The organism is Pseudoalteromonas sp. NZS11_1 (assembly GCF_015864275.1).
GTDB lineage: Bacteria > Pseudomonadota > Gammaproteobacteria > Enterobacterales > Alteromonadaceae > Pseudoalteromonas > Pseudoalteromonas arctica.
In genome coordinates, this window is sequence record NZ_JADYXK010000005.1 from 1 (window position 1) to 22,267 (window position 22,267).

Here is a 22,267-nt window from a genome sequence, read left to right on the forward strand (position 1 = left end):
TTGTTTGCCTCGCTACCTAAGTAGGTTGGCTGTTAGAACTCAATCTGTACGAGTGCCCACACAGATGATTGCTTTATATTGTTAAAGAACGTTTTGAGTCGCTTTAGCGTCTCAAGGGATGAGAATAATACACCCTTTATTTTTCGAGTCAACACTTAGTTTTAAACTTTCTTTTGGAAGATTTAAAACCGAAGTTTTATTTAACTCTCTGAGTAGTTCGTGCCTCGCTATGCGTTGGCGTTTCCTGTCTCAGTGGGGTCGCATTATAGGGAGATTCGAGCGGGGGTCAATGTTTTATTTCAGCTTTTTGACAATTAAATGAATTTAGTATGAAAGCTATACAAATAGAGGGCTACAGAGCTTTTTTTGCCTATTAAACCACCAACATATGAGCAGTTAAACTATGTGCATACATAAAACTACAATATTAGGTGCGTTAGGCTAAGCCAACTACAGTTTTTAGTTGGCGTTTAATAAAGTCTTACGTATGCCGTTAATTAAAAACTATAATTAAAGCCTGCGTAATAGCGTCGCCCTGAATAGCTTGAATTAAGTAATCGTGCATCTGTATCATCACCTAAACGCGTTACCGATTCCGACTTAGTTAAATTAATGACGGCAGCGGTTAAACTTAGCCCTTCGTATAAGTTAACCGACGCATTAACGTCAACTTGCTCGTAGGGATCTCGGTATACATTTAACCCGCTATTGAGTCCCAATACTGTCTCTCCTCGTTTATTATATGATGCACGTATATTAAAAGCGTCACCCTCGTAATAAATAGAGGTGTTGTACTGATACTTTGCACTGCCTATTAATGCCGACTGACCAAACTCTTTACCATTTACGGTTACATCTGCTTTGTTGGTTTTGTTATAAGTGTAGTTTGCGTAAAAACCAAAACCATTATCAAAGGCATGCTGAATAAATACTTCCGCGCCTTTAGATATTGCATCGCTACCATTACCTACAGTGCTATACGGAGCTATATTAATAGTATCTGCATCTACTATATTATTCTTACCGGCAAAGCTTTGCTCTGCATCTATTACCAGTGGCACAACAAAGTTATCTACTTTTTTATGAAAAAACGCCAATCCAACCGCAGAACCCTTTGCATAATAATACTCAATAGATAAGTCAGCCTGCACCGATTCAAATGGCTTTAAGTTTTTATTACCGCCACTGCCGCTAAAGCCTGGTTGTTCATTAAATGCAGCTCTATCATTTGCCCATTCATCCGATACAAACGTAATACGCTGCTGCGCACCTAAATCGCTGTAATCAGGACGAGACATTACTTTTGCTATTGCCCCACGTATAACTAAATCGTCGGTTGCATCCCACGCTATATTAAAGCTTGGTAGTATTTGAGTGTCTTTGTTTTGCTGAGTAACTAATTGATAGTCTTCTACTGAGCGTGCATCACCCTTAACTGGCTCGCCTGTTTCATCATTTGTGTGATCTAATTGGTAGGTATATAAGTCGGTAGATGAAGTAGATGTTTTTGTTTGCACAACACGCACGCCCAAATTACCTCTTACTTCACTAAACTCAAAATCGCCTTGTATATAAAAAGCCGATATCTTCTCTTCAATGTCGTAAACAAAGTTATCTTCAATACGTGTATAAGGTACATAGTTAGCAGTGACCATATCGCGGTATTTGTCCCAGTCGATACTTGGCATTTGGTTTATATCAAAACCCCCTACTATATTACTCTCACTAGTAAATACATTTTGAGCTAATGGCATTCCACCATTCCATTGGTAGCTGTCAAAACGCGTAATACCTTGCTCGCTTGCTTCGCCCGCAGCAATATCAAAATTAGGATCTAAAAAGAAGGTATTGCCAGTTTCACGATGAAGCGTGGAGTTACGGTATTTAACACCGGTTCTAATTGTTTTTAAAAAGCCCCAATCAACATAAAAATCCACATCAGCCTGGTAGTAATCTTCCTCAAGCTCACTGCGTACAAAACTTGAGTTTGAAGAGCCCGCATCACGACCGCCTCCAATTCCATTTTGCAAGTTAGTTAATGTATTAGGGTCGATATTAAGTGATACATTATTTTGGTTGAGTGACCAGCCTGCCGTTTGAGCAGCATTTTGTATGGTTGAGGCGTTTTCGCCCGCGTTTGAGCTTTTATATGCAGCTTCCCAACTTTCTTCCGGCCCCCCTTCTGATTTTGTATTACCCACGACAAAACGCGCTTTAAAATTATCGCCTTCATAAGTTAAATTAAAATCAAAGGTATCGGAGGTGGATTCTTCACGTACATAGCTGCCGCGCATCCACGGAAACTGCATATCACTCTCAATACCGCTTGCCATCGCATTGTATTGCATACCAGTAACAATAGCGCCCGACTCATCAAGGTTTACATCCGTTAAAAAATCAGAATTTAAAGACCACTCTGGTATATCAATCACAGATTCTGTTCTGTCTTGGCCGAGTGTAAAGCCAAAGTAATTAAATCCAAGCTCTAAACGATTTGTTGGTCGCCACTGCGTACTAAATTGAATTCCTTCGCGCTCACGTTTTTCGTTAAGGACTGAACCTCGCACAACTTGTGGAAACCAAACGCCATCGTAACTGTTACCGTTTGCATCATTAATAGCATCCCACCCATTATTGTTATCAACTGCGTTACCGTTTATATCTGTAGGTTGCCCAGTACCAGTATAGCGCCATATATTTGCATCAGTTCCGCCCGAAAGTGTTCTGTTTGTTCGCTCCTGATACGTATAGCCAACTAATACACCAACGTTTTCGTCGTCATTTTTCCATGAATACAAACCCGTAAACTGCGGTTCGTACTCTTTTGTAACATCAGCGTAAGTACTCTCTACATTAAATACACCTGAGTTTGCATCCATACTCAAAGGCTTTCGGCTATGCATTAATACAGTACCACCAACCCCTCCTTCATCTAAGCGTGCCTCTGGCGATTTATAAACTTCTACACTTTCAATCATCGAAGACGGTAACAAAGCATAATCAAACGAACGCGAAGGCTCTCCCGGAGAAGACGCAATAAAATTACCATTAAGCTGTGTAAAAGTTAGCGCCGACGACAAACCACGAATACTGACTGATGAACCTTCCCCACCATCACGCTCAATTACCACACCAGGTACACGCTGAAGAGAGTCCGCAACGTTTTTATCAGGGAATTTTCCAATGTCTTCCGCGGTAATTGCATCAACCACAGAGCCAGACATACGTTTTACATCTAAGTTTTCGGCCATGCTTGAACGGATACCACGTACTTCTATTACTTCTATATCTTTTGTGTGCTGCGAGTTTTCTTGCGCTGCAAAAGCATACGTAGAACCCAAAGTAGAAAAAATTGATATATAAAGTGATGACTTACAAAACGTTGAAAAAGGAAAAGGGTATATGCTTGCTACTATCATGTGAGAGGCTGTTCCATTTAAATCTGCTCATAAAACTAAAGCGAGAAGTTAGTCCTTTTACGCAAATTATTCACGTAATGGCAAAAATTGTTCCCTATTCTACACAGCCAAACTTAACCGTTTGTTAACCAAAAATATTAAATTAAATAAACGTCTCTTTTAACTGTATTTATACCTATTAAATGAAAGTTAAAACCCAGCCCACACATCAAATCCGCTCTCAATTAACAAACTAAGAGCGGCTTTGTGGTATTTAATAGCTTAATGAAATAATTACAGTGCAAAAATCATCATAAAGTGTATACAAAAAACGAAGGGGATGATTAGATGAGGTAGTCAGCAGTTTATACTTTAAAAAGCAAAACTGCCGGATGATATTTGAAAGAAGTAACAATTGCTAAATAGCGCTTGGTTAATCAAGCGTAGCAATAACCTCTGAAAGCTCGAGTAATGTCGGCTTTCCACCATAATAATTGGTATCTATATGATAGCTATTACCCACCCAGAAAGGTGCTTTAGTTGAGTTATGTCCATGTATTGAAAAGTCGACTCCATGACTTTTAACTACCTTATTTTGTTTAACTACTTCGCGATCCCACAATAGAGATTGCACAATCACCGATTTATCATCAGGGTAATTTTCCCAATCCCACGATTGGGCAAATGTATGAGACAACCCAATTTTATAACCGCGATATTCAAGTACTATTGAAAGAGGTTTAGTTAGTAACTCATCGCACATAACATTGAGCTTTTCACTCGATACCGACTTGTGCCAATTGCCACCATTGTCAGTCCATAATTTAAAAGCCGCTTCATCATTACTTAATAATGATTCCAACATTAAATGCTCATGATTACCTAATATCATACATGCCCTAATGGCTTGTAAGTGTGTAAATAAGTCATATGTTTTATCCCCGCGATCAACAAAGTCGCCTAGGCAAAACAAAGTATCTCTTTCAGGGTTAAAATTTACGTTATTAAGTGCGCTTTTTAAGGCAGGTAAATCACCATCAAGATCGCCAATTACAAATACTCGGCACTCATCATTAATAAATATGGCTTGCTTTGAAGATACAGCCTGAATAGCGTTAATACCTATATGCAAAATAGACTCCTATAGAATGCAATCTAAAACTTAGATTAATACTTGAGTTTATAAAGCCTTAAGGTAACACAATATAATTGATAATTAATGAAGGTAATAAGATTTGATTGAAACTAAAAATGTATGACAGCGGACTTTAACTACAAGCTAAATAAGTAATGTAGATAGTTTTTAGCCAATAGTAAAAAGCGGCTTAGCAAAATACCTGAACAAGTTATAAGTTCGTTAGCAGCACAAACTTATCAGCCAGCTCATCTAAACTTTCACGCTTATTAGGATCGGGCTTTATACAGTCAATAGGGCATACACTTACACAAGTAGGTTTATCATAATGCCCTACACACTCAGTACATTTATTCGCATCTATTTGGTATATCTTCGCGCCCATATAAATAGCCTCATTAGGGCACTCTGGGTCACACATATCGCAGTTAATGCATTTGTTATTTATGAGTAGAGCCACTTTCTAACCTTTAAAATTAAAGTTCATATAAAACAAAAAGATAAGTAAAAAAAGGTGTATAAAGGCTAACTTTTGTGCAGTTCTAGTTTAATAAAAAATCGCTATTTTTCATTAAATCGTAACACAAATTAGTAACACAAATTTTTATTTTTGGGTGTAAATTACAGCCGCGAATTATGCCTATCATTCTCTGTTGCTTTGTTGATCTCAATCAATAAAAATCGCCGCAAGGCCTTTATTTATATAGGTTACAACAAAGTGAAAAACTCTTTATCAACACTTACCAAAGCTCAATACACGAAAGCGAAACTAGAATGGAAGCAACTTAAATCGCCATTTTCTATGCAGCACATAAATCGCTGTGTTATTTTGGCCTCTCAAATCATCTTTTTTGAGGAAAAAGAAAAATTAAAACAAGAGGTTAAGAAGCAAGATACAAAGCGATTATCGAAATATGAGGCACAACACAATCTTCGTCTTATATTTACCCTATCTGGAACAGTATCTTTTTACTCAGCTTTCCCTAAATCATCTGGCATAGCTAATACCAAGTTAGGTGAAGCACCTGAATTAACAATAGCAAAAGCGCGTAAGCTCACTGAACAAATGAAATATGGCATTTTAAATAATCATAATATTAAAACAGTGTTTGATGCTTATGAACAAAGCCTAATAAAGCGCCATAACAACGCACCAACCAAGTTTGCAGCTTCATCGCTCAGAACATATCAATGTAGAATAAAAAAGCTTAGGCATCATTTTCCGCTTAAGCGTGCGTTCCAATCCCTTACAGCTGGAGAGTTAGAAAAGATTGTAGATTTAATTATCAAGGCAGAGTCCAATAACCAAGCAATCGAGCTTTTTGCACAAATTAGAAGAGTATGGCGATTTGCCAAAAACAAATTTAACTCAGGTAAAAACCCAGCAGCTGATATCGATGACTTCTACGTATCTGACCGCGTAGAAAGCCCTAGACCTTGCCAAGTTTATACTGACTTAGATTCGATAGCTGAATTATGGATAAACCTCGCATCAGCCCCAAATGTACATCAAAAAAATGCTGCGCGATTTATGATATTAACAGGCATACGCCCTATCAACATTCCACAAATGAAGTGGGAGTGGCTCAATAGTATCGATTTCCCAACCTTAATTACCTTTCCGGCATCTGTTGTTGGGGTTCGTGGAGAAATGAAAAACCAAAAAGAATATAAGCTGCCCTTAACCAAAGCCATGCGAGCCATTATTTCAGAACAAAGAGCCTGGATGGAAAATGCACTCCCTAACTGTAACCCTGATCACATATTTCTTCAGCCTCGCGATCTTAACAAACCATTTGCTAAAAGGTCGCTGGACAAAATCATCAAAGATTACTCCCCTGTTGATGCAGTAAAAGGAGATAAAAGAAACATTGTAATGAAAGGATCTGCGGGTGCATTTTGCACAATGTGCCGAAGCTTTTTTAAATCCAACGCAAAAGCGATTATGGTTGCCAACGGCTATCATTTTAAACACGCAGAGGAACTCACCAGACTCGCGCTTCATCACCTCAGAAAAGAGGACGATCCAAACGGCTTGAATTATGATAAATCTGAAGAGCTATTTGGCACTTCAACAAAGCTCAAATTTAATGTATTCAAAATTCATGAAGCCAGTATTTTAAAAAGAGCGAAAGAACTCGAAAGCCAACAACTCAGACTTACAGGTATGCAAAGTAAACAAGCTAAAAACCTAAAAGAAAATAACGATAAAAAAGCCTTGAGAGATAGAATTAAAGCTTATTTAGTTCACAAAGGCAGTTATGTAAACTTCATTAATCAGCCACTTGGTGATACGGGCAGAGTAGCAAAAGATTTGATCTTAACCGAAGAAGGAAGAGCTGTCGTTGAGAGATATTTAAGTGACCAAGAAGCCAAAGCAAAAAATAATTAAAAAAAGTTTAATTTCGACTTACCAAAGTTTTTGTAAAAAAAATTAATTTCATATCATTGCCTTATTAGAGCGATACCTCATCAATTATTTGATGATTTTAACTTTTTTAAGGTTTTTATATTAATGGCAACATCAGTATTAAATTCAATAAAACCATGTGAGGTCACGATTAAAAGTCGTGACCTTTGCATGGCTGAATTTAATGCATTTAGGCCACCGTATAATGACGAGTCAATGGAAGAGCTAGCCAGCCTTGCGACTATTATATTAGCGCAGGACAAAGGTAGAAGGCTTTCAAAGTACCAGCTCAAAGATCAAATAAGAATTGTATTCCAGCATGATGGCATTATTAAATTTTTTACTCATTTTAAAAAAGAACATGGCATAAAAAACACAAAGCTTGGTGATTCTAATAATATGAGTTTTTCATCAGCGAAATTAAAAGCAGCTGAAATATACAAAAAGAACACCTCTAGTCACACATTTGAATTTGTAGTGAGCAAACAAATAGAAAACTTACAGTCAATTAATAAGCATAGCCCTAGCAAGTTAGCTGAAACCACAGTAACAACATACACCTCTTACCTTAATGCAATTCAAAATGCCTTTGGTAAAAATACGTTATTTCAGACTATTACGCCTGAGATAATAGAAACCACGCTTGACCAACTACTAACAGAGAAAAGTGGCCCGCATGTGGCTAAGTTATTCGAGCAAATGAAAAAGCTGTGGGTGTTCGCAAAAAATAAATATAATAATGGCACCAATCCATTCCTAGAAGTAGATAAAAATTATATATCTTCTCGAACGGCGAAGCCTATTCCTTGTAAGGCATATACTGATATATCTCTAATTTCTCAGCTATACATAAACCTAAAAACAGCTAAAAATAATACATTAATAAATGCGGTACTACTGATGATGTTTACTGGGCTAAGACCCATAAATATTTGCAACCTTCGTCTATCGTATATAGATGATTTAGATAATCCTAAATTTTTAACGTTTCCTGAAACAACTCATACCACTCGCGGTGCTATGAAAAACCAAAAAGAGTTTAAAATACAACTCACACCCGAGATGAAAAAAACAATACAACAAGAGTTAAAATTAAACCCAGACATAAACCGCACCTACTTATTTTGCAAGGTTAAAGACGACTCAAAACCCATTAGTAAAGAGAGTTTAAACCGAGCACTTAAGTATCATGCGCCAAAAGACATGGTGGTGGCCTCGCGAGATAACATAAATATAAAAGGCTCAGCCGGAGCATTTCCAACTTTACTTCGCAGCTTCTTAAAATCGCATATGAAAGAAGTGCTAACTAAAAAAATTGGGTCATCAACAATTGCTGAAATTGAGTCTAAAAAAATGCTTCATCACTCTGTTTCAGACCACGATCCGATGAGTAAACATTATGACCACTCGAATAAAATATATGACACTGATATTAAGGCACTTTATAAAAACTTTTCCCTATTTGAGAAGGAAATACTTAAAGAAGTAAAAATACAGGCTAAGTTAAAAAACAAAACGACAAAAAAGTCATTTTTTAAATTTGATAATTCAAATACATTTATCGCCAAAGTCAAAAGTACAGTGAGTGCTTATTCCACTATCTGGAGTAATATAAACCAGCAAGCCCAAAAGCTTAAAAAGAGCCGCCCTTTACAAATACTAGAGTAGCATTTACATATAGCTATACAGTTTTGTATTTACTTACAAAACCTATAAAGAGCTTTTACTAGGTGGTGCAGATTGGTTACGTATAAAAGCGGGGATATCAAAAATATCAGATGGTTTTGGCTTAGTAGCGACTACTTTAGAACTTGACTCACTTTTAGTGTCATCAAGTATCATTTTTGAACTCGCGCCCGTAGCAATTACTAGCAGCTCATAGTTAATCGTTAGGCTTTCTATTTTCGAGACACCACAAATAACCAAAGCATTTGGACTTACTTGTTGGCGTACCGTGTCGGTAATGAGATTATAACTACCCAATGAAATTTCATCTTTGCAGTTTACTTGTATTATCACCCCCGTACTTGATGACATATCCACTTGATTAACTAGCGGGTTGTTTAGCGCCGCATCAAGTGCAGTAGTGAGCTCACTTTCTTCATCGCATTTACCAACACCCAGTACCGCATCGCCCTGGCAGTCCATAATTTTGGCAAAATCATTCAAATCAACGTTGATCAAACCTTGAAAACAAAGCATGTCTATTAATGATTTTATCAGTGAATGAAGTATTTGGTTGCTATGCTTAAAGGCGTCAAATAAACCAATATCATTACCTAGCACTTCAATAAGTTGATCGTTTGGGAGAGTAATAACAGCATTAGCATGCTCTTTAAGCTCATTTAAACCTGCTTGCGCTATATTATTTCTAAACTGCCCTTCACTACTAAATGGTAATGTAGCAACAAATATAATGGGCTTACCTTGCTCACTAGCAAGTTGTGCAATATACGGGCTAGCGCCAGTCCCAGTACCGCCACCCAACCCTGTTGCACACAGAATTATATCGCAGCCATTAATAAGCGTTAAAAGCTGCTCTTTACTCTCTTCTGCCGCTTGTAGTCCAACTTTAGGGTCGGCTCCGGCACCATACCCATGAGTGAGCTCAGCACCTATTAGTACTGCTTCATCACTCTGTGTATGTTCAAGTACCACTTTATCGGTATTAACACTGTACAAGTGCGCTTGTTCAGATTCACGTTGTTCAAAAATACTGTTGAGCGTGTTACAACCGCACCCACCAATACCAAATACACCGATTGATAAACCATCATTTTGTTGAATTAATTGAAACATAACTACTCCTTAACTTTTAAAGGAGCATAACAAATAGGTGCGTCAACTTTTGACGCACCTAAGTTTGAAATTAATCAAAGGTAGTTTGTAGTGGCCACTTTAAGCTTAGAAATAACTCTTTGCCTCAGTTCTTCCGGCTTAATCACTTCAAGCCAATGAGCGTATTTAAGCAACTCATCGGTTAATTGCTCGGTATCAATAGTTTGGTAGGTAAGTAATACGTTTTTTTCATCAATACTTTGCTTATCGGTCATCTCGCCAAGCTCAATAAATCCTTGATTAACCGCAGAGTGTTTGGGAGCTTTTACGATAAGCTCAATACACTCTTGGTTCATGCCTTTATTAATAGCACTGCGCAACGTTTTTAGTTGTTCAGTACTCGGTTCTCTAAGATTTTTTTGTAGTACATGTACATTACGAATGCGATAAACCGGCATCTGATAGCATTTATCGTGAAGCGACCCAACCATAAACTGCGCCATTAAAACGCCGCCTTGTTCAACTAAGTTGTAAAAACTCAACTCAGCAAACTTCAACCAATGTGCTTCATCGTAAAGTACCCTATAAAGCTCAGCGCTCACGACACGCTTATGCTTAATCGCATGCTCAATTTGCGCAACTAATTTGCTATCAATATTCACTTTTAAAGAAGGTTTTGGCAGGCTTGATAGCCAATCGGGCAAATGGCCATTAAAACGTTTAAGAGCCTGCTCTGCTTTAATATGAACTGAGCGTTTAACATCACTGGGAACCGATTGCGGTAGTAACTGCTCCAACAACAAATAATGCTCAGCTACTTCGCTGCTCATTACTTTTGCATTACCACCTCGCCACTGCGCATTGATAGACCAACCATACGGTTTACTGCGTGTATCTTTTTCGAGACCGAAGCAGCCTTGCTCGTAAAGTGATTGCAGGTCACGTTGGAGCATGCGGGTTGAAACTTCAAAGCCCTGCTCAGTTAATCTGTGTTGTAATTGTTGAGTTGAAATAGAGCTTGGTGCTATTGGCACAAGCTCTAAAATTGAAAAGTGACGGTTTGAAACCATTAAACTATTTAACTACTTTTTTGGTAAATAACTATAGCCTTGCTGCATTGACGGTATTGGATAACCATCACTGCCAACTAATAACCGTCCGCGAAGATGATGCTCATCCTTAGCTTGGCCTACAAACTCCCATCTATTTGGCTTCCCTTTACTCGCTCTAGTAGAAAGAGTAGAGCCAGCTTCAAACCAAGCCTCAATTTTATAAACTTGGATTACAACCCCATCAACTACTGCTAATGCTATGTTGTACTCATTTTTTTCTCTAGTTTCCGCTGATACACCATGCCAAAACTGTCGGGTCATGTCATAAATTTCAGGCTCGGATAATGTAGGTGAATATGTTTGATTTATATAAAATAAAATACACTTTTCTTTTATATCATCAACTAGAACTGGCTTCACCGAATGTAACCTTTCAAGCTCTTCAATTGTTAAGCGCCCTTTAACTACCCCATGCCCTCTGACCACATTTGTCAGATTCTCTAAACCCAGTGCATCAATGATAGCTGCCTCAACTTCAAAAGCTGTTTGTTCATCTAATCCATATCTTAATATTTCAACTCTAGGCTCTTCATTAACAGCTCTAATTTCTGCTATTTTCCTTGCTTTATTAGACTCTTTACCTATTTCTTTTAGGTGATCAAAAGCTCTGTTATTGTAAGATGCCTTCCCTACATAAAAAATCTTATCATTACTTGGGTCAATTAACCCATATACATAACAACCGAGTTGCTCTTTTACTAATTTTGAAAATTTCATTTTTAAATCCATTCTTTATGATAATCATATACTTGGTAGGTAATAGCCGAGCATTATCTTTAAGTAACATATGTAACCTAGCATATGTAATACAACTACAAAACTTTAATAAGTAAGTACTTTATAGTGTTATACCTCAAACAAACCCTATCTTCTGCTTTCCGCCTTCTTTTAGGTCGTTTTGTTCTTGTAAAATCGATAACATTCGCTCTTGAGTCATGCGCTTTTTTGAAAATTTCATTTGCCTTTTAACAATAGCGAAATCACCAGGTGTGAGCTTTGTAAGCTTGTATAACTCATGCATTAGGTGCTTTTTTAACACTCCTGGGCCTAATGTATCTTTAAATAATTGCTTAGCCTGTAGCGGAGTCAAATAGGTTAAATTTAAATTAAAATCAAATCGCCTCATTACCGCTTTATCTAAGTTTTTAGCAAAATTAGTAGCAGCAAAAAGTGGAAGTTGAAATTGCTCCATATAGCATAGTAATTCATTAACTGTTTGCACTTCCCAATTTGCCTTCGCTTGTTCGCGGCTACATAGCAAGCTATCCGCCTCATCAATAAATATTACACTCCCCTCCTGCGTAGCTCGTTTAAATAGTTGAGCAATATTTTGCTCACTTTCGCCAACCCACTTGCTTAATAAGTCAGATGCTTTGACTGAAATAAGTTTAAAATCAGCTTTTTCGCATAAGTAATTTACAAAAGCTGTTTTACCTGTGCCTGGCGGGCCCGTTAACAGAGTTCGTGAACTCGAATATTCAATTACAGCCTCTTCTACCTGTTCGAGTGATGCATACTCAGACTCTATATTCACCATTTTAGGATTAAACTTTTGCGCTGCTTGATAAGTTAATTCGTGAGCCGAAAAGCCGCATGCAGTTAAAGTATCTTGAATATTCTCTTCTATGCATTCGCGCGCAGTTTGTGCTTTAAATCCACATAACCTTGCTACATGTACAGCTTTAGCAATATGAGCTGGCAGTAAGTTTTGTTGGGTAGCTAACTTACTTATAAAACTGTTACCAACACTCAAACCTTTAACATATTTGCCAATCATTTTTTCTTTAGTTGATTTGTTGAGCTCAGGAATTTCGTAAACAATATTAAATCGCCTAATAACGCTCTGTGGTAAATCTTCTAGATGATTAGTAATCCAAATACTCACCACTGGGTGGTTTTCAATATAAGTATGAAGTAGCTCTTTTGAGAAGCTTTTAGAGAATAAATCACGCTCAAAAATATTTTCACACTCATCCAGTAACAGCATTGTTTTTTTACGCTTCCCAACCAACTTACTCACCACATTAAAGTGCTCTAAACGCAGCTCAGAACTTGCGCTTCGGCTATCGAGCTCGTTAGTTGGGTTTATTAAGTTACTACCTTTAGCTTGTACCTTTAGCAACTGTGAGCCACAGGCTTGCGCTATATATTTCGCCAATGAAGTTTTGCCCGAACCTGGCACACCATAAAATAAAATACTCAATGCTTGCCCACCCGTCTTAGTAGCATTTTGCGTAGCTTTTAGTAACGTATTTAAATCTAAGTGAGATAAATCAGCAGCGCTAAGCTCAGAAGCTTCACAAGGAGTAACCAAGTTAGATAAAATATCACTTTCACTATTTAACTTACCCTCGAGAAGGCTTTTAGCAATTGCGTTTGGTAGTATTAAAAACTCATCTTCCCCTGCAAATATCTCCATATCCATTGAATACATACCAGATTCAATAATTAATCCAATTTGCTTGTTGAGTTGTGCTTCATCAATACCAACCGCATAAGCTATTTTTTCTAAAATAACGCTCGCATAATCGTCACGTAAGTATTCAACAAGTTCGCGTAATGGTTTACTGAGCGTCATACAGCAAGAAAAAATAACTAAAGGAGTGACCGTTTTAGGCAGTCCAAACGCTTTACAAAATATATGCACATTTTTTTGTAACGTTTTAGGCATTGTGGTTATTGCTAAATGATCTAATCGGGCTATCAAATCATCAACATCTAAGCCCTGTAAATTTGTATAGCTAAACCCAGAAATGCTACATAACGCTTTTTTAAATAGCTTATCTTGCCATAGCTCTTCTACGTCGAACTCTTCTAATAACTCAGTGGCAAAGTGTGCAACAATACGTTTTAATTGAGGGGTTGTGTTCATGCTATGTACCTAGTAGTTAGTGGGTTTAAAGAGCATATTACTAACTAAAAACTGTCAGCGTACCTAAAGTGAAAGTTTGAAAAGCATCATAAGTTACTGAAATTAAAAGTCCAATTACAAAAAAAACATTTTCAGTAATTCATTTTTTACTTTTTATTTTAACCTTTATTTTTCAATTGGTTACAATGGTAAAAAAACAATTAAAGTTTATTTGAACCTTTATGAAAAATAACGATTTAAATTTAGGGTCGTACAACAACCCAATAATCCTAAAAAATAAGCATCAAGATATCGAATCTGAAAAGTACATCTCTCGGCACTCTAGTGATGGCGTATATGTGCATAGGCCATTATTACAGCTATACACTGGTAATAATCATGAAATAGATGAGGATGATTCTAGTTCTGGGATATTCGCTTTTCATAAACTTGCAACTCAGGAAAGCTGTTTTATAAAAAATGTTATCAGCAATCCATATTTACAACCTCTAGAAATGAAGGTTGCAATTGCACTTTTTAATATTTCTGAAGATGATCTAGAAGATGATAAGTTTGTTTACATTTGCACCAGTAAGAAAGTAAATATTGATAATTATGGTGATGATGAAGGTTATATTTGGATGGAAAATTATAAAAGTGAAAGTTTTTTTTCTGGGATTAATCAAACGCCACTTTTTAAAAAACTTGAAAAGGCACTTAACACAAGGGTGAGCAACGAAAAACTTAATAAAATACTCATAAGGTTAGATAGTTTTCACTATATCAGTGTCACACCGGTTACATTCGAAAACTCTAGGCTCGGTATTAGTCAAAAACATAATAAAAACCAACGAGCTTATTTAAAAATAATACAAATAAATGAACTTATGGACTCTAAGAATCTAGCCGGTATATGGCTTGTAAAAGATTAAAGTTTGGAGACCGTTTTAAAACGGTCTTGTTGACTCACCTTGACCTAATAGCAGCTTGAACTTTTTGAGCAGTGATTAGCGTATTTACACTGATATTTTTAACTTATCAAAGCAAGGTGCAACGGCTCTTTCAAATAGCTCCAATTTTACAATAATCAGCTGTATAACTTCAGACCACTTATCTTTATCTAGCCCATCAAAATCGTAATTATCTTGTATTCTGCTAGCCTTCTGACCGTCTTTACGATGCCATTCTAGCAAGCTTCCATAAACATCCTCGATTGTATCTTTCTGCGTAATTAAGGCATCGAATAATTTCTTATTTACTTCTTCGTTTGAGTGTTTCAATATTATTTCTATACGAATTTGTTTTTGTAAAAAAGTTACACCGTAATAAACACCTGCATGATACGCTTTACCACGAATTCTGGCATTATTAGTAATACTTTGATTATCGAAAAAATTGAAATTACTCTTCTTTATTTCTGGTAAGGCTTGAGCCCAAAACTGACTGCGCACAATATGACGATTTTTTATTTCTTTACGAGTTGACTTTTCTTCATTATTTTTTTCACTCATACTAATCATGAGCTCTTCCACTTCTAAAGGAGGAACAATTTGCTCAACATTAAGGAAAAGGTCTTTACTGCTAACATTGTCTAAATTCATTGCGTAAGGTGTAACCTTAAAGCATTGTACTTGAATTCCATGACTTAATAACCACAGAGCAGTACTAGTTACTTCTTTTCTATAGTTAGCCGCAACAAGAATAAGACGTTGAGTATTACCTGAGTTTAAAACAACCTCGTCTAAATCGAGTACTTCAAGAAATTCACAAAGACTCTCCGATGCTACAAACTCACCTATTAAATGGCGATCTAAGTAATCTTGGTATATTTTTAAGATTTGCTTTTTATTTAAACTAGAACAATAAGATGCATATTTCAAAGCTTGCCAAGTGACATCTCGACCACTATCGTCCAGCTTATTCTCAATAATTACTAAGTTACCATCTTTATCTAGTGCTAATAAATCTAAACGTTCTCGGGTATCTTCAAAACCTGCAAACTCTTTCTGAATAATCAATAGGTCTTCACCAAATGCATCTGGTTGATTTGCTAACCATTCCTGCAAATGATCCCGTTCTCTAAATCCTAATTCCGCAAAACTTTTACTCTCGATTGGAGAAATACGATTTGAAACTTTATCTATTTTAAACATTTTCTTCCTTTTTCATTCTAATGACTACTTTCCCGAAGTTCTTACACATAAAACAAGTTTAAAATTAAGCCTGATTTTAATGTGGAATACTGAAAAAGTTAAGCTTTAATAGCTTAGATTAAGCTTCTTTATTCGCTTTCACATTTTGCGCTTGCTCAAATATTTCTTTGTATACTTCATCGCGGCTGATTGGTGGGTATTTAAATTTAGCGAGTATTAAAATCAGCTCTACTTTAAGCGATGATTTAATATCGTCGCGGTGGTTCCAATCAACAAATTTAACTTTGTCGTCTACAATTACTTTTACCGCTTGGGCCAGCTCAATTAGCTTTTCTTCGGGATAGTCAAAGTCGTATTTAACGGCGAGGGCTTTTAAAGCGTCGTAAAAGCCTTTTTCTTCAATATCAATGCCTAGCTCATCGCCGGCGTTCATTTCGTCGCGTACGCTGTAAATCATATCAACCATGCTTTCTGAAAAGTCATCGAGTACGCTACTTACCAGTACGTCATCTTCTTTTCGTTCGTTGTAGCGCTGTACTAGCGATTCAAAGCGTTTAGTAAAGTCGATACCTTGGGTTTGGTTTACTTTTTTAAGCTCGCCTATGGCCTTAGCTAGCATTTGTTGCAGTATTTTAATTTTGGTATTGGGGAGTTTTATTTTTTCTATTTTGGCGATGTAGTCTTCATTAAAAATGTCGATTTCGCCGCCGTCTTCATTACCGAGTTTAAATACCTCTTCTACGCCGTCACTTTGCAGGGCTTCGCTTATCATTTCACGTACTTTAGCGTTCATTTGCGCGGTATCAGGCGCTTCGCCTTTGGTTAGCTTGTAAATAATAGAGCGAATGGCGAGATAAAAGTGAATGTGATTACGCTCGTTTTCGTTAATTTTTTCACTACCGCAACATACATCGTAAGCAGCTTTTAAACGCTTAACTAAATCCATAAAGCGCTTTTGGCGTTTTTCGGTAATAAGCGCAAACTCAGCGGCGTGGTTTAAGCAGTTTAATTGAGCAACGGCTTCGCCTGTAAAGTAAGGGCTGCTGTCAAATTTATGAAATAACTCGGCGAGCAACGCTAAGTGGTTTTTTACTTCAATAACTGAGGCGGTAATGTCTTCAAAGTTGGTTTCGTCTGTTTTTGAATACTGCGCTAACGCTTTATTCATTTCAGATTTAATGCCAATGTAGTCAACCACTAGGCCTTTATCTTTACCTTCAAACTGGCGATTAACGCGCGAAATAGTTTGTATTAAGCTGTGCTTTTGCAGTGGCTTATCTATGTACATGGTATCTAAAAATGGCACGTCAAAACCGGTTAGCCACATATCTACCACTATGGCTATTTTAAAGTTTGAGTTTTTGTTTTTAAATTGCTTATCAAGCTCTTTACGCTCGTCTTTACTGCCAAGTAAATTATATAGGCGCTCTACGTCGTCTTTACCACGAGTCATTACCATTTTTACTTTTTCAGAGGGGGCAGCAATACGGCCTTCGCTAATGGCGCGCTTTCGCTCGGTATCTGATAGTTTTTGGGCGTCGTCGGTATCTACTACATCAAACCAATGTGGGCGTAGCTCTTCTAATTCTTGATACAGCTGATAAGCAATACCACGCGAGCTACACACAAACATCGTCTTTCCTGCGACCGTAGAGCACTCTTCAACGCGTTTCTCATAATGTTCAACAAAGTCCCTTGCTAACACTTTAATGCGGTCAGGATCGCCTAGAATACTATTCATGTTAGCGGTGGCTTTTTTACTGTCTTCTATTTGCAGCTCGTTACTGCCTGCATCGGCGCATTCTTTGTAATAGGCTTCAATTTCTGCCAGCTTGCTGTTGTTTAAACACACTTTGGCAGCGCGGCCTTCGTACACAATGCGTACGGTTATTTCATCTTTGACCGACTCAGTCATGGTGTACGAGTCAACCACTTCACCAAACACATCTAAAGTCGCGTCTACTGGGGTGCCGGTAAAACCAACGTAAGTGGCATTGGGCAATGAGTCATGCAGGTATTTTGCAAAACCAAAGGTCTTTTTTACACCCTTCTCGGTAATAGTAATTTTTTGATCAAGATTAACTTGGCTACGATGCGCCTCATCAGAAATACAAATAACATTAGTGCGATCAGTTAACAACTGAGTGTCTTCGGTAAACTTATGAATAGTCGTTAAAAACACACCGCCACTGTTACGGCCTTCTAGTAACTCACGTAAGTGAGTACGGCTGGTAACTGTTTTTACCGTATCATCGCCAATGTAGGTTTTAGCATTACCAAATTGCTGCGAAAGCTGATCGTCTAAATCGGTTCGGTCGGTAATTAAAATAATGGTAGGGCTTTTAAGTTCAACGCTTTTCATCAATAAGCGTGTTAAAAATTGCATGGTGTAACTTTTACCGCACCCCGTTGCGCCAAAGTACGTACCGCCTTTACCATCGCCTTGTGGCTTTAAATGCCGTTTGATATTTTCGAACAACTTATTAGCCGCATAATATTGCGGGTAACGGGGTACAATTTTTATCTCTTTTTTGCCTGAATCGGGGAAGAATACAAAGTTGCGCATAACATCGCGCAAACGCGCTTTGTCAAACAAGCCCTGCAATAAGGTATGTAACGAGTTAATACCCTCTTGCGCGGTTAGCTCTTGCCCCGTTACCTTACCCCACGAGTAAAAAAACTGATATGGCGCAAATAAGTTACCCACTTTATTGTTTACGCCATCGCTTATAACGCACAAGGTATTAAACACAAATAACTGCGGAATAGCTCGCCTGTAACGAATAGTTAATTGCTCATACGCTTCAAATATTGGGGCTTGTTCGCGTATTGCGCTTTTAAATTCAAACACCACCAATGGCAAGCCATTTACATATAAAATGCCATCGGGAATACGCAGCTCAATGTTGTCGTAACTTGTGGGGCTTTCTATTTCTAACTGAGTAACAAACCGGTAAATGTTGTCGTCTTGCAGGTAAGTAACGCTCGCTTCAGTTACTTTATCTAAACCAGCCATAGCATTCCCTGCTATTAGGCTACTTTTAATACCTTGCTCAACGTTGTCGTAATCTAGCAGCTGAACATACAAATCTTTTTGCGCTGAGTTGCCTGCTACTCTGCCACGCTCGCGTGTAAGCAAAAAGCCATCACTTAGCCACTTACAAAAGGTTTTATTACTCTCGTATAAGTCACTGACTGGCAGCTTTTCAAGCTTTGCAATAATTGAATCGACTTCGCCGGTGGTAATTTTATTTTCAGCGTAGCGCTTGGTTAAAAAAACACGGAGATCTTCTTTAATTAATACGTCGCTATTATTACGGGTAAGCTCACCACCTAGTAAATGCGGTTAACCTTGCTCGCCTAATAGCTCAACCACCGCTTGTTCTAATTTGGCTTCAGTAAATTTCATAATTCAATCCTTTGAGCTAGCTACCTGAGTTTAACAACCCTAATAAATTAGGCTTATCATATGCTGCTGAGCCTTCTAAGTAATCATCTACAACACTAGATACCTGCTTAATTAATTGCTTATTTCTAGTAAAAAAACCTAAAGGAATATGTACTGGGCTTAAGTCTGGGATTAAAAGGTGATAGCAAACCGCTGCAAACTCATTATCCAGTAACATAACTTCAACATTGCCATCAAATAAACCGTTTAAAACACCTGAGCTAGTCGGTAATTGACCAAGCTTATGCTTCCACGCTTTACTTCCATTGACTACAGCATTAGGCCTGTCATCACATGGTAGGTACATCATAAAATCATAACAATTTTCGTTCTTATTCTTTTGATGCGACATCAAACTGTCTTTGGCTTTAGTAAAGCTTTCACTCATTCCCCAATAACGCGTATTCGCCCCAATCCATTTTAATTTTTTTAGTCCACCTTGCTTTTTTGAAGGCTTAAGTCTCTTTAGGTGCTCCTCAATCTTTCTCCACGGCTGACTACTATAAAATGAACCTATTAATAATTCATATGGCTTACTCCCTGAAGTATCAGCCATCTCCGCAATTATTGAACGAAAATCAATTTCACCACTTTTAACAAAACGCTCTACTGACATATCCTTAAACGCATCCCAAGCACGTTTAATGCTCTGCAGGTTGTCACCCAACCTAAGGTTATCCGTATCCTGAGCTATAGCTTGACTAATTGCCTCATCATTCTCATATATCTTATTAACATAAAATGGCTTAACTTTATTATCAAAATCTATTTCAAACTTTCGTTTTATTCTATGGGCAACACTTCTTTTTCTTGTTACTTTATCTACGGAGTAAAGGCTTGGTAACGAGTTGCCCTCAGTCCTAATTTTGCCTAAGTCACCCGACTCAACTAAACGGTGAAAATGTTTACTAAACATGCTTTTTGCATGCTGTTCGCTCATGCTTTTAATCTCATTATTAGCCGCTAACCTAAGCCCGGTGTTCCATCCCCCATGTTGCTTATTTACTTTATTAAATCCTAGTAGTTCAAAAGAAATCATCGATGGACGAGATTGAGGCTTTTCAACCATAGGTTTATCGTCTAAAGAAGAAAAATACCCCTTACTTAATACAGTCAGAGATAATCTACCATCCTCTAAGTAAGTCACTTCATTTTTATTAATGGGCTCCTCTAAAGCTACATCAAGCTCACGTGGATTGAATCCAAAAAACGATGCTAACTCAAATTTAGACAATGGAGATATATGCAAAGCACGAAGTAAAAAATCTTTTGTAAACGGAAACCCTTGCTTACTCAAGTAAGAGTATTCAATACGATATGTTTCAGCAGGAACAATATAATCAACTTCGTTAAATTCTATATAATTATTTTCCATAACAATTACACCGCCTTTTTATGCTTTTGAGGGGTGTAGTGGTGAACTAATTTTGGCCACAGTTTTAGAATCTTGGTATATAAACTCAGAGCTACTTTTATCTGTAAGTTATTTTTTCGCGCAGTACTCAAATTAATTCGCAATTGAAAATGAAAACGCTAAATATAAGGTAATATAAAAATTAGCCTCTAGATCTCAGCTTTTTCAGTAATTATTGTTTGAGGATAGAGTTCGAATTTAAAATCTTTAGTAAAATTCTCAAACTACAATGGGTTTACTCAAATAGATATGCGTCTTAATTTTTAGTTAATACAATTTGCCTTTTAAGGCCATTTTTAAGATACTAACTAAGTGCTGACGAGTTACGTAAAATCGTAGCACAAGCCATAGCACGACAAAGCAACATACTGTTTTTAAAGACTTTAATTGGAAACCTTATAACTATCGCAGTTAATGCACTTACTATTTATGAGTAGAGCCACTTTTTAGCCTTTCTAATTAAAGTCCTATAAAACAAAAAATGAAAAAATAGAGCATTTACTGCTTTATTTTAAATTATATGATTAACAGCGTTAAATTATGCATTTTATTGACTTTTTCTTTGTTGATCTTTATCAATAAAAACTTCTGGCTTCTCTAATGAAATTTTAAAGCGTCGCTGTTAATATTGCCTATATCCTAAACAATAAAGTAGTTCTGATGGCAGCTAGTTATTCTCTCGATGATTTACGTTACTTTTGCACCATAGTAAAATTAGGTAGCTTTAAAAAAGCATCAATAAGCCTTGATATGTCACTATCAACTTTGAGCCGTAGAATACGTTTATTAGAGCAAGCACTTCAATTAACGTTACTAAATCGAGATGCCCATCGAGTTACACTTACGCATACTGGCGAGTTATATTACGATCGCTATCGTAAACTGTTCGATGAAGTAGAGTGTATAGAGCAAGCACTTTGTGATGAGAAAGACCAACCTAAAGGGAAAATTAGGATCTGCGCACCCATTTACATAGGTAAACATTTTTTAAGTGCTATTTTTTGTAATTTTTTACTGCAGTATCCCGATATTCAACTAGATTTACGCTTTTCAAATAACCTTATTGATATTGAAAAAGAAGGGATTGATATAGCGTTTAGAGTAAGAAACCCTGCTATTGATAATTGGGTTATTAGAGAACTAAAGCTTACTCATAATGTATTGTGTGCTCACTTAAATCATGATTATCAATCCATCACTCATCCTAAGCAATTAGAAGAGCAACCAAAAGTTACGTGCGTTGGGTTGGTACCGTGGCAATTAAAAAATCAGCAAACGAGTGAAGAGTACAGTTTTAATCCAAACACACATGTTCGATTAGAAGTTGATGAAATTCAAATGATGAAACAAGCAGTTGAGTCTGGTGTGGGTATTAGCTACATCCCTGATTATATAGCATTACCACTTATTAAAACCGGAAAGCTTAAACACATTCTTCCTGATTGGCAAAGCAAAGGGCAGCCATTTTCTATGCTTTATCGCGACAGAAAACAAATCCCTTATCGAGTGCGATTACTTATAGAGTATACACTGCAACACTTTACTAATGTGTAGCAGTGTAGGCTTTT

Annotated in this window: 13 protein-coding genes and 1 pseudogene; 4 read left to right on the forward strand and 10 right to left on the reverse strand. The window is 37.1% G+C overall.

Going from position 1 to position 22,267, the window contains the following annotated elements:
- Positions 1–497 precede the first annotated feature (497 nt).
- The 3 genes from I6F44_RS05805 to I6F44_RS05815 all read right to left on the reverse strand — a co-directional run bounded on the left by I6F44_RS05805 (position 498) and on the right by I6F44_RS05815 (position 4,993).
- Entirely contained in the window at positions 498–3,419 is a 2,922-nt protein-coding gene (locus tag I6F44_RS05805) for a TonB-dependent receptor (RefSeq protein WP_197173401.1), read from the reverse strand.
- A 412-nt stretch (positions 3,420–3,831) separates the two neighbouring features.
- Complete coding sequence (locus I6F44_RS05810) at positions 3,832–4,530, reverse strand: metallophosphoesterase (RefSeq protein ID WP_121954482.1); 699 nt, start codon at positions 4,528–4,530, stop codon at positions 3,832–3,834.
- Positions 4,531–4,744: 214 nt separating this feature from the next.
- Positions 4,745–4,993, reverse strand: a complete 249-nt coding sequence (locus I6F44_RS05815; RefSeq protein ID WP_169060408.1) for a YfhL family 4Fe-4S dicluster ferredoxin — start codon at positions 4,991–4,993, stop codon at positions 4,745–4,747.
- 258 nt (positions 4,994–5,251) lie between these two features.
- Here I6F44_RS05815 and I6F44_RS05820 point away from each other — a divergent pair, with 258 nt between their 5' ends.
- Both I6F44_RS05820 and I6F44_RS05825 read left to right on the forward strand, forming a co-directional pair.
- The gene (locus I6F44_RS05820) at positions 5,252–6,925 is read left to right on the forward strand and encodes a tyrosine-type recombinase/integrase (RefSeq protein ID WP_197173402.1); all 1,674 of its coding nucleotides are present in this window, start codon (positions 5,252–5,254) and stop codon (positions 6,923–6,925) included.
- A 123-nt stretch (positions 6,926–7,048) separates the two neighbouring features.
- Positions 7,049–8,611: a hypothetical protein gene (locus tag I6F44_RS05825; RefSeq protein WP_197173403.1), complete on the forward strand. Its 1,563-nt coding sequence runs from the start codon at positions 7,049–7,051 to the stop codon at positions 8,609–8,611.
- A gap of 42 nt (positions 8,612–8,653) precedes the next feature.
- Here the strand turns inward: I6F44_RS05825 and I6F44_RS05830 are convergent, their stop codons facing one another.
- The 4 genes from I6F44_RS05830 to I6F44_RS05845 form a co-directional block, all read right to left on the reverse strand.
- Complete coding sequence (locus I6F44_RS05830) at positions 8,654–9,742, reverse strand: cell division protein FtsZ (RefSeq protein ID WP_197173404.1); 1,089 nt, start codon at positions 9,740–9,742, stop codon at positions 8,654–8,656.
- Positions 9,743–9,816: 74 nt separating this feature from the next.
- The gene (locus I6F44_RS05835) at positions 9,817–10,791 is read right to left on the reverse strand and encodes a helix-turn-helix transcriptional regulator (RefSeq protein ID WP_197173405.1); all 975 of its coding nucleotides are present in this window, start codon (positions 10,789–10,791) and stop codon (positions 9,817–9,819) included.
- A gap of 12 nt (positions 10,792–10,803) precedes the next feature.
- The gene (locus I6F44_RS05840) at positions 10,804–11,550 is read right to left on the reverse strand and encodes an LEM-3-like GIY-YIG domain-containing protein (RefSeq protein WP_197173406.1); all 747 of its coding nucleotides are present in this window, start codon (positions 11,548–11,550) and stop codon (positions 10,804–10,806) included.
- A gap of 136 nt (positions 11,551–11,686) precedes the next feature.
- Entirely contained in the window at positions 11,687–13,705 is a 2,019-nt protein-coding gene (locus tag I6F44_RS05845; RefSeq protein ID WP_197173407.1) for an AAA family ATPase, read from the reverse strand.
- Between the two features lie 221 nt (positions 13,706–13,926).
- Here I6F44_RS05845 and I6F44_RS05850 point away from each other — a divergent pair, with 221 nt between their 5' ends.
- A complete protein-coding gene (locus tag I6F44_RS05850; RefSeq protein ID WP_197173408.1) occupies positions 13,927–14,616 on the forward strand; it encodes a hypothetical protein in 690 nt (229 codons plus the stop codon).
- Positions 14,617–14,700: 84 nt separating this feature from the next.
- Here I6F44_RS05850 and I6F44_RS05855 read toward each other — a convergent pair whose 3' ends face one another.
- The 3 genes and pseudogenes from I6F44_RS05855 to I6F44_RS05865 all read right to left on the reverse strand — a co-directional run bounded on the left by I6F44_RS05855 (position 14,701) and on the right by I6F44_RS05865 (position 20,660).
- The gene (locus I6F44_RS05855) at positions 14,701–15,837 is read right to left on the reverse strand and encodes a DUF4268 domain-containing protein (protein WP_197173409.1); all 1,137 of its coding nucleotides are present in this window, start codon (positions 15,835–15,837) and stop codon (positions 14,701–14,703) included.
- A gap of 118 nt (positions 15,838–15,955) precedes the next feature.
- Positions 15,956–19,246: pseudogene (locus I6F44_RS05860) on the reverse strand (type I restriction endonuclease subunit R).
- 16 nt (positions 19,247–19,262) lie between these two features.
- Complete coding sequence (locus I6F44_RS05865) at positions 19,263–20,660, reverse strand: hypothetical protein (protein WP_069439104.1); 1,398 nt, start codon at positions 20,658–20,660, stop codon at positions 19,263–19,265.
- A 699-nt stretch (positions 20,661–21,359) separates the two neighbouring features.
- On the opposite strand from I6F44_RS05865, the gene I6F44_RS05870 reads away from it, so the two are divergent.
- Positions 21,360–22,253, forward strand: coding sequence for a LysR family transcriptional regulator (locus tag I6F44_RS05870; RefSeq protein WP_197173410.1), 894 nt, complete (start codon positions 21,360–21,362; stop codon positions 22,251–22,253).
- The last annotated feature ends 14 nt before the right edge of the window (positions 22,254–22,267 follow it).

What these genes read in the sequence shown, in the direction of transcription:
- I6F44_RS05805 (WP_197173401.1), bottom strand. Translation starts at nt 3,419, where the DNA reads ATGATAGTAGCAAGCATATACCCTTTTCCTTTTTCAACGTTTTGTAAG.
- I6F44_RS05825 (WP_197173403.1), top strand. Translation starts at nt 7,049, where the DNA reads ATGGCAACATCAGTATTAAATTCAATAAAACCATGTGAGGTCACGATT.
- I6F44_RS05830 (WP_197173404.1), bottom strand. Translation starts at nt 9,742, where the DNA reads ATGTTTCAATTAATTCAACAAAATGATGGTTTATCAATCGGTGTATTT.
- I6F44_RS05835 (WP_197173405.1), bottom strand. Translation starts at nt 10,791, where the DNA reads ATGGTTTCAAACCGTCACTTTTCAATTTTAGAGCTTGTGCCAATAGCA.
- I6F44_RS05840 (WP_197173406.1), bottom strand. Translation starts at nt 11,550, where the DNA reads ATGAAATTTTCAAAATTAGTAAAAGAGCAACTCGGTTGTTATGTATAT.
- I6F44_RS05845 (WP_197173407.1), bottom strand. Translation starts at nt 13,705, where the DNA reads ATGAACACAACCCCTCAATTAAAACGTATTGTTGCACACTTTGCCACT.
- I6F44_RS05850 (WP_197173408.1), top strand. Translation starts at nt 13,927, where the DNA reads ATGAAAAATAACGATTTAAATTTAGGGTCGTACAACAACCCAATAATC.
- I6F44_RS05855 (WP_197173409.1), bottom strand. Translation starts at nt 15,837, where the DNA reads ATGTTTAAAATAGATAAAGTTTCAAATCGTATTTCTCCAATCGAGAGT.
- I6F44_RS05865 (WP_069439104.1), bottom strand. Translation starts at nt 20,660, where the DNA reads ATGGAAAATAATTATATAGAATTTAACGAAGTTGATTATATTGTTCCT.
- I6F44_RS05870 (WP_197173410.1), top strand. Translation starts at nt 21,360, where the DNA reads ATGGCAGCTAGTTATTCTCTCGATGATTTACGTTACTTTTGCACCATA.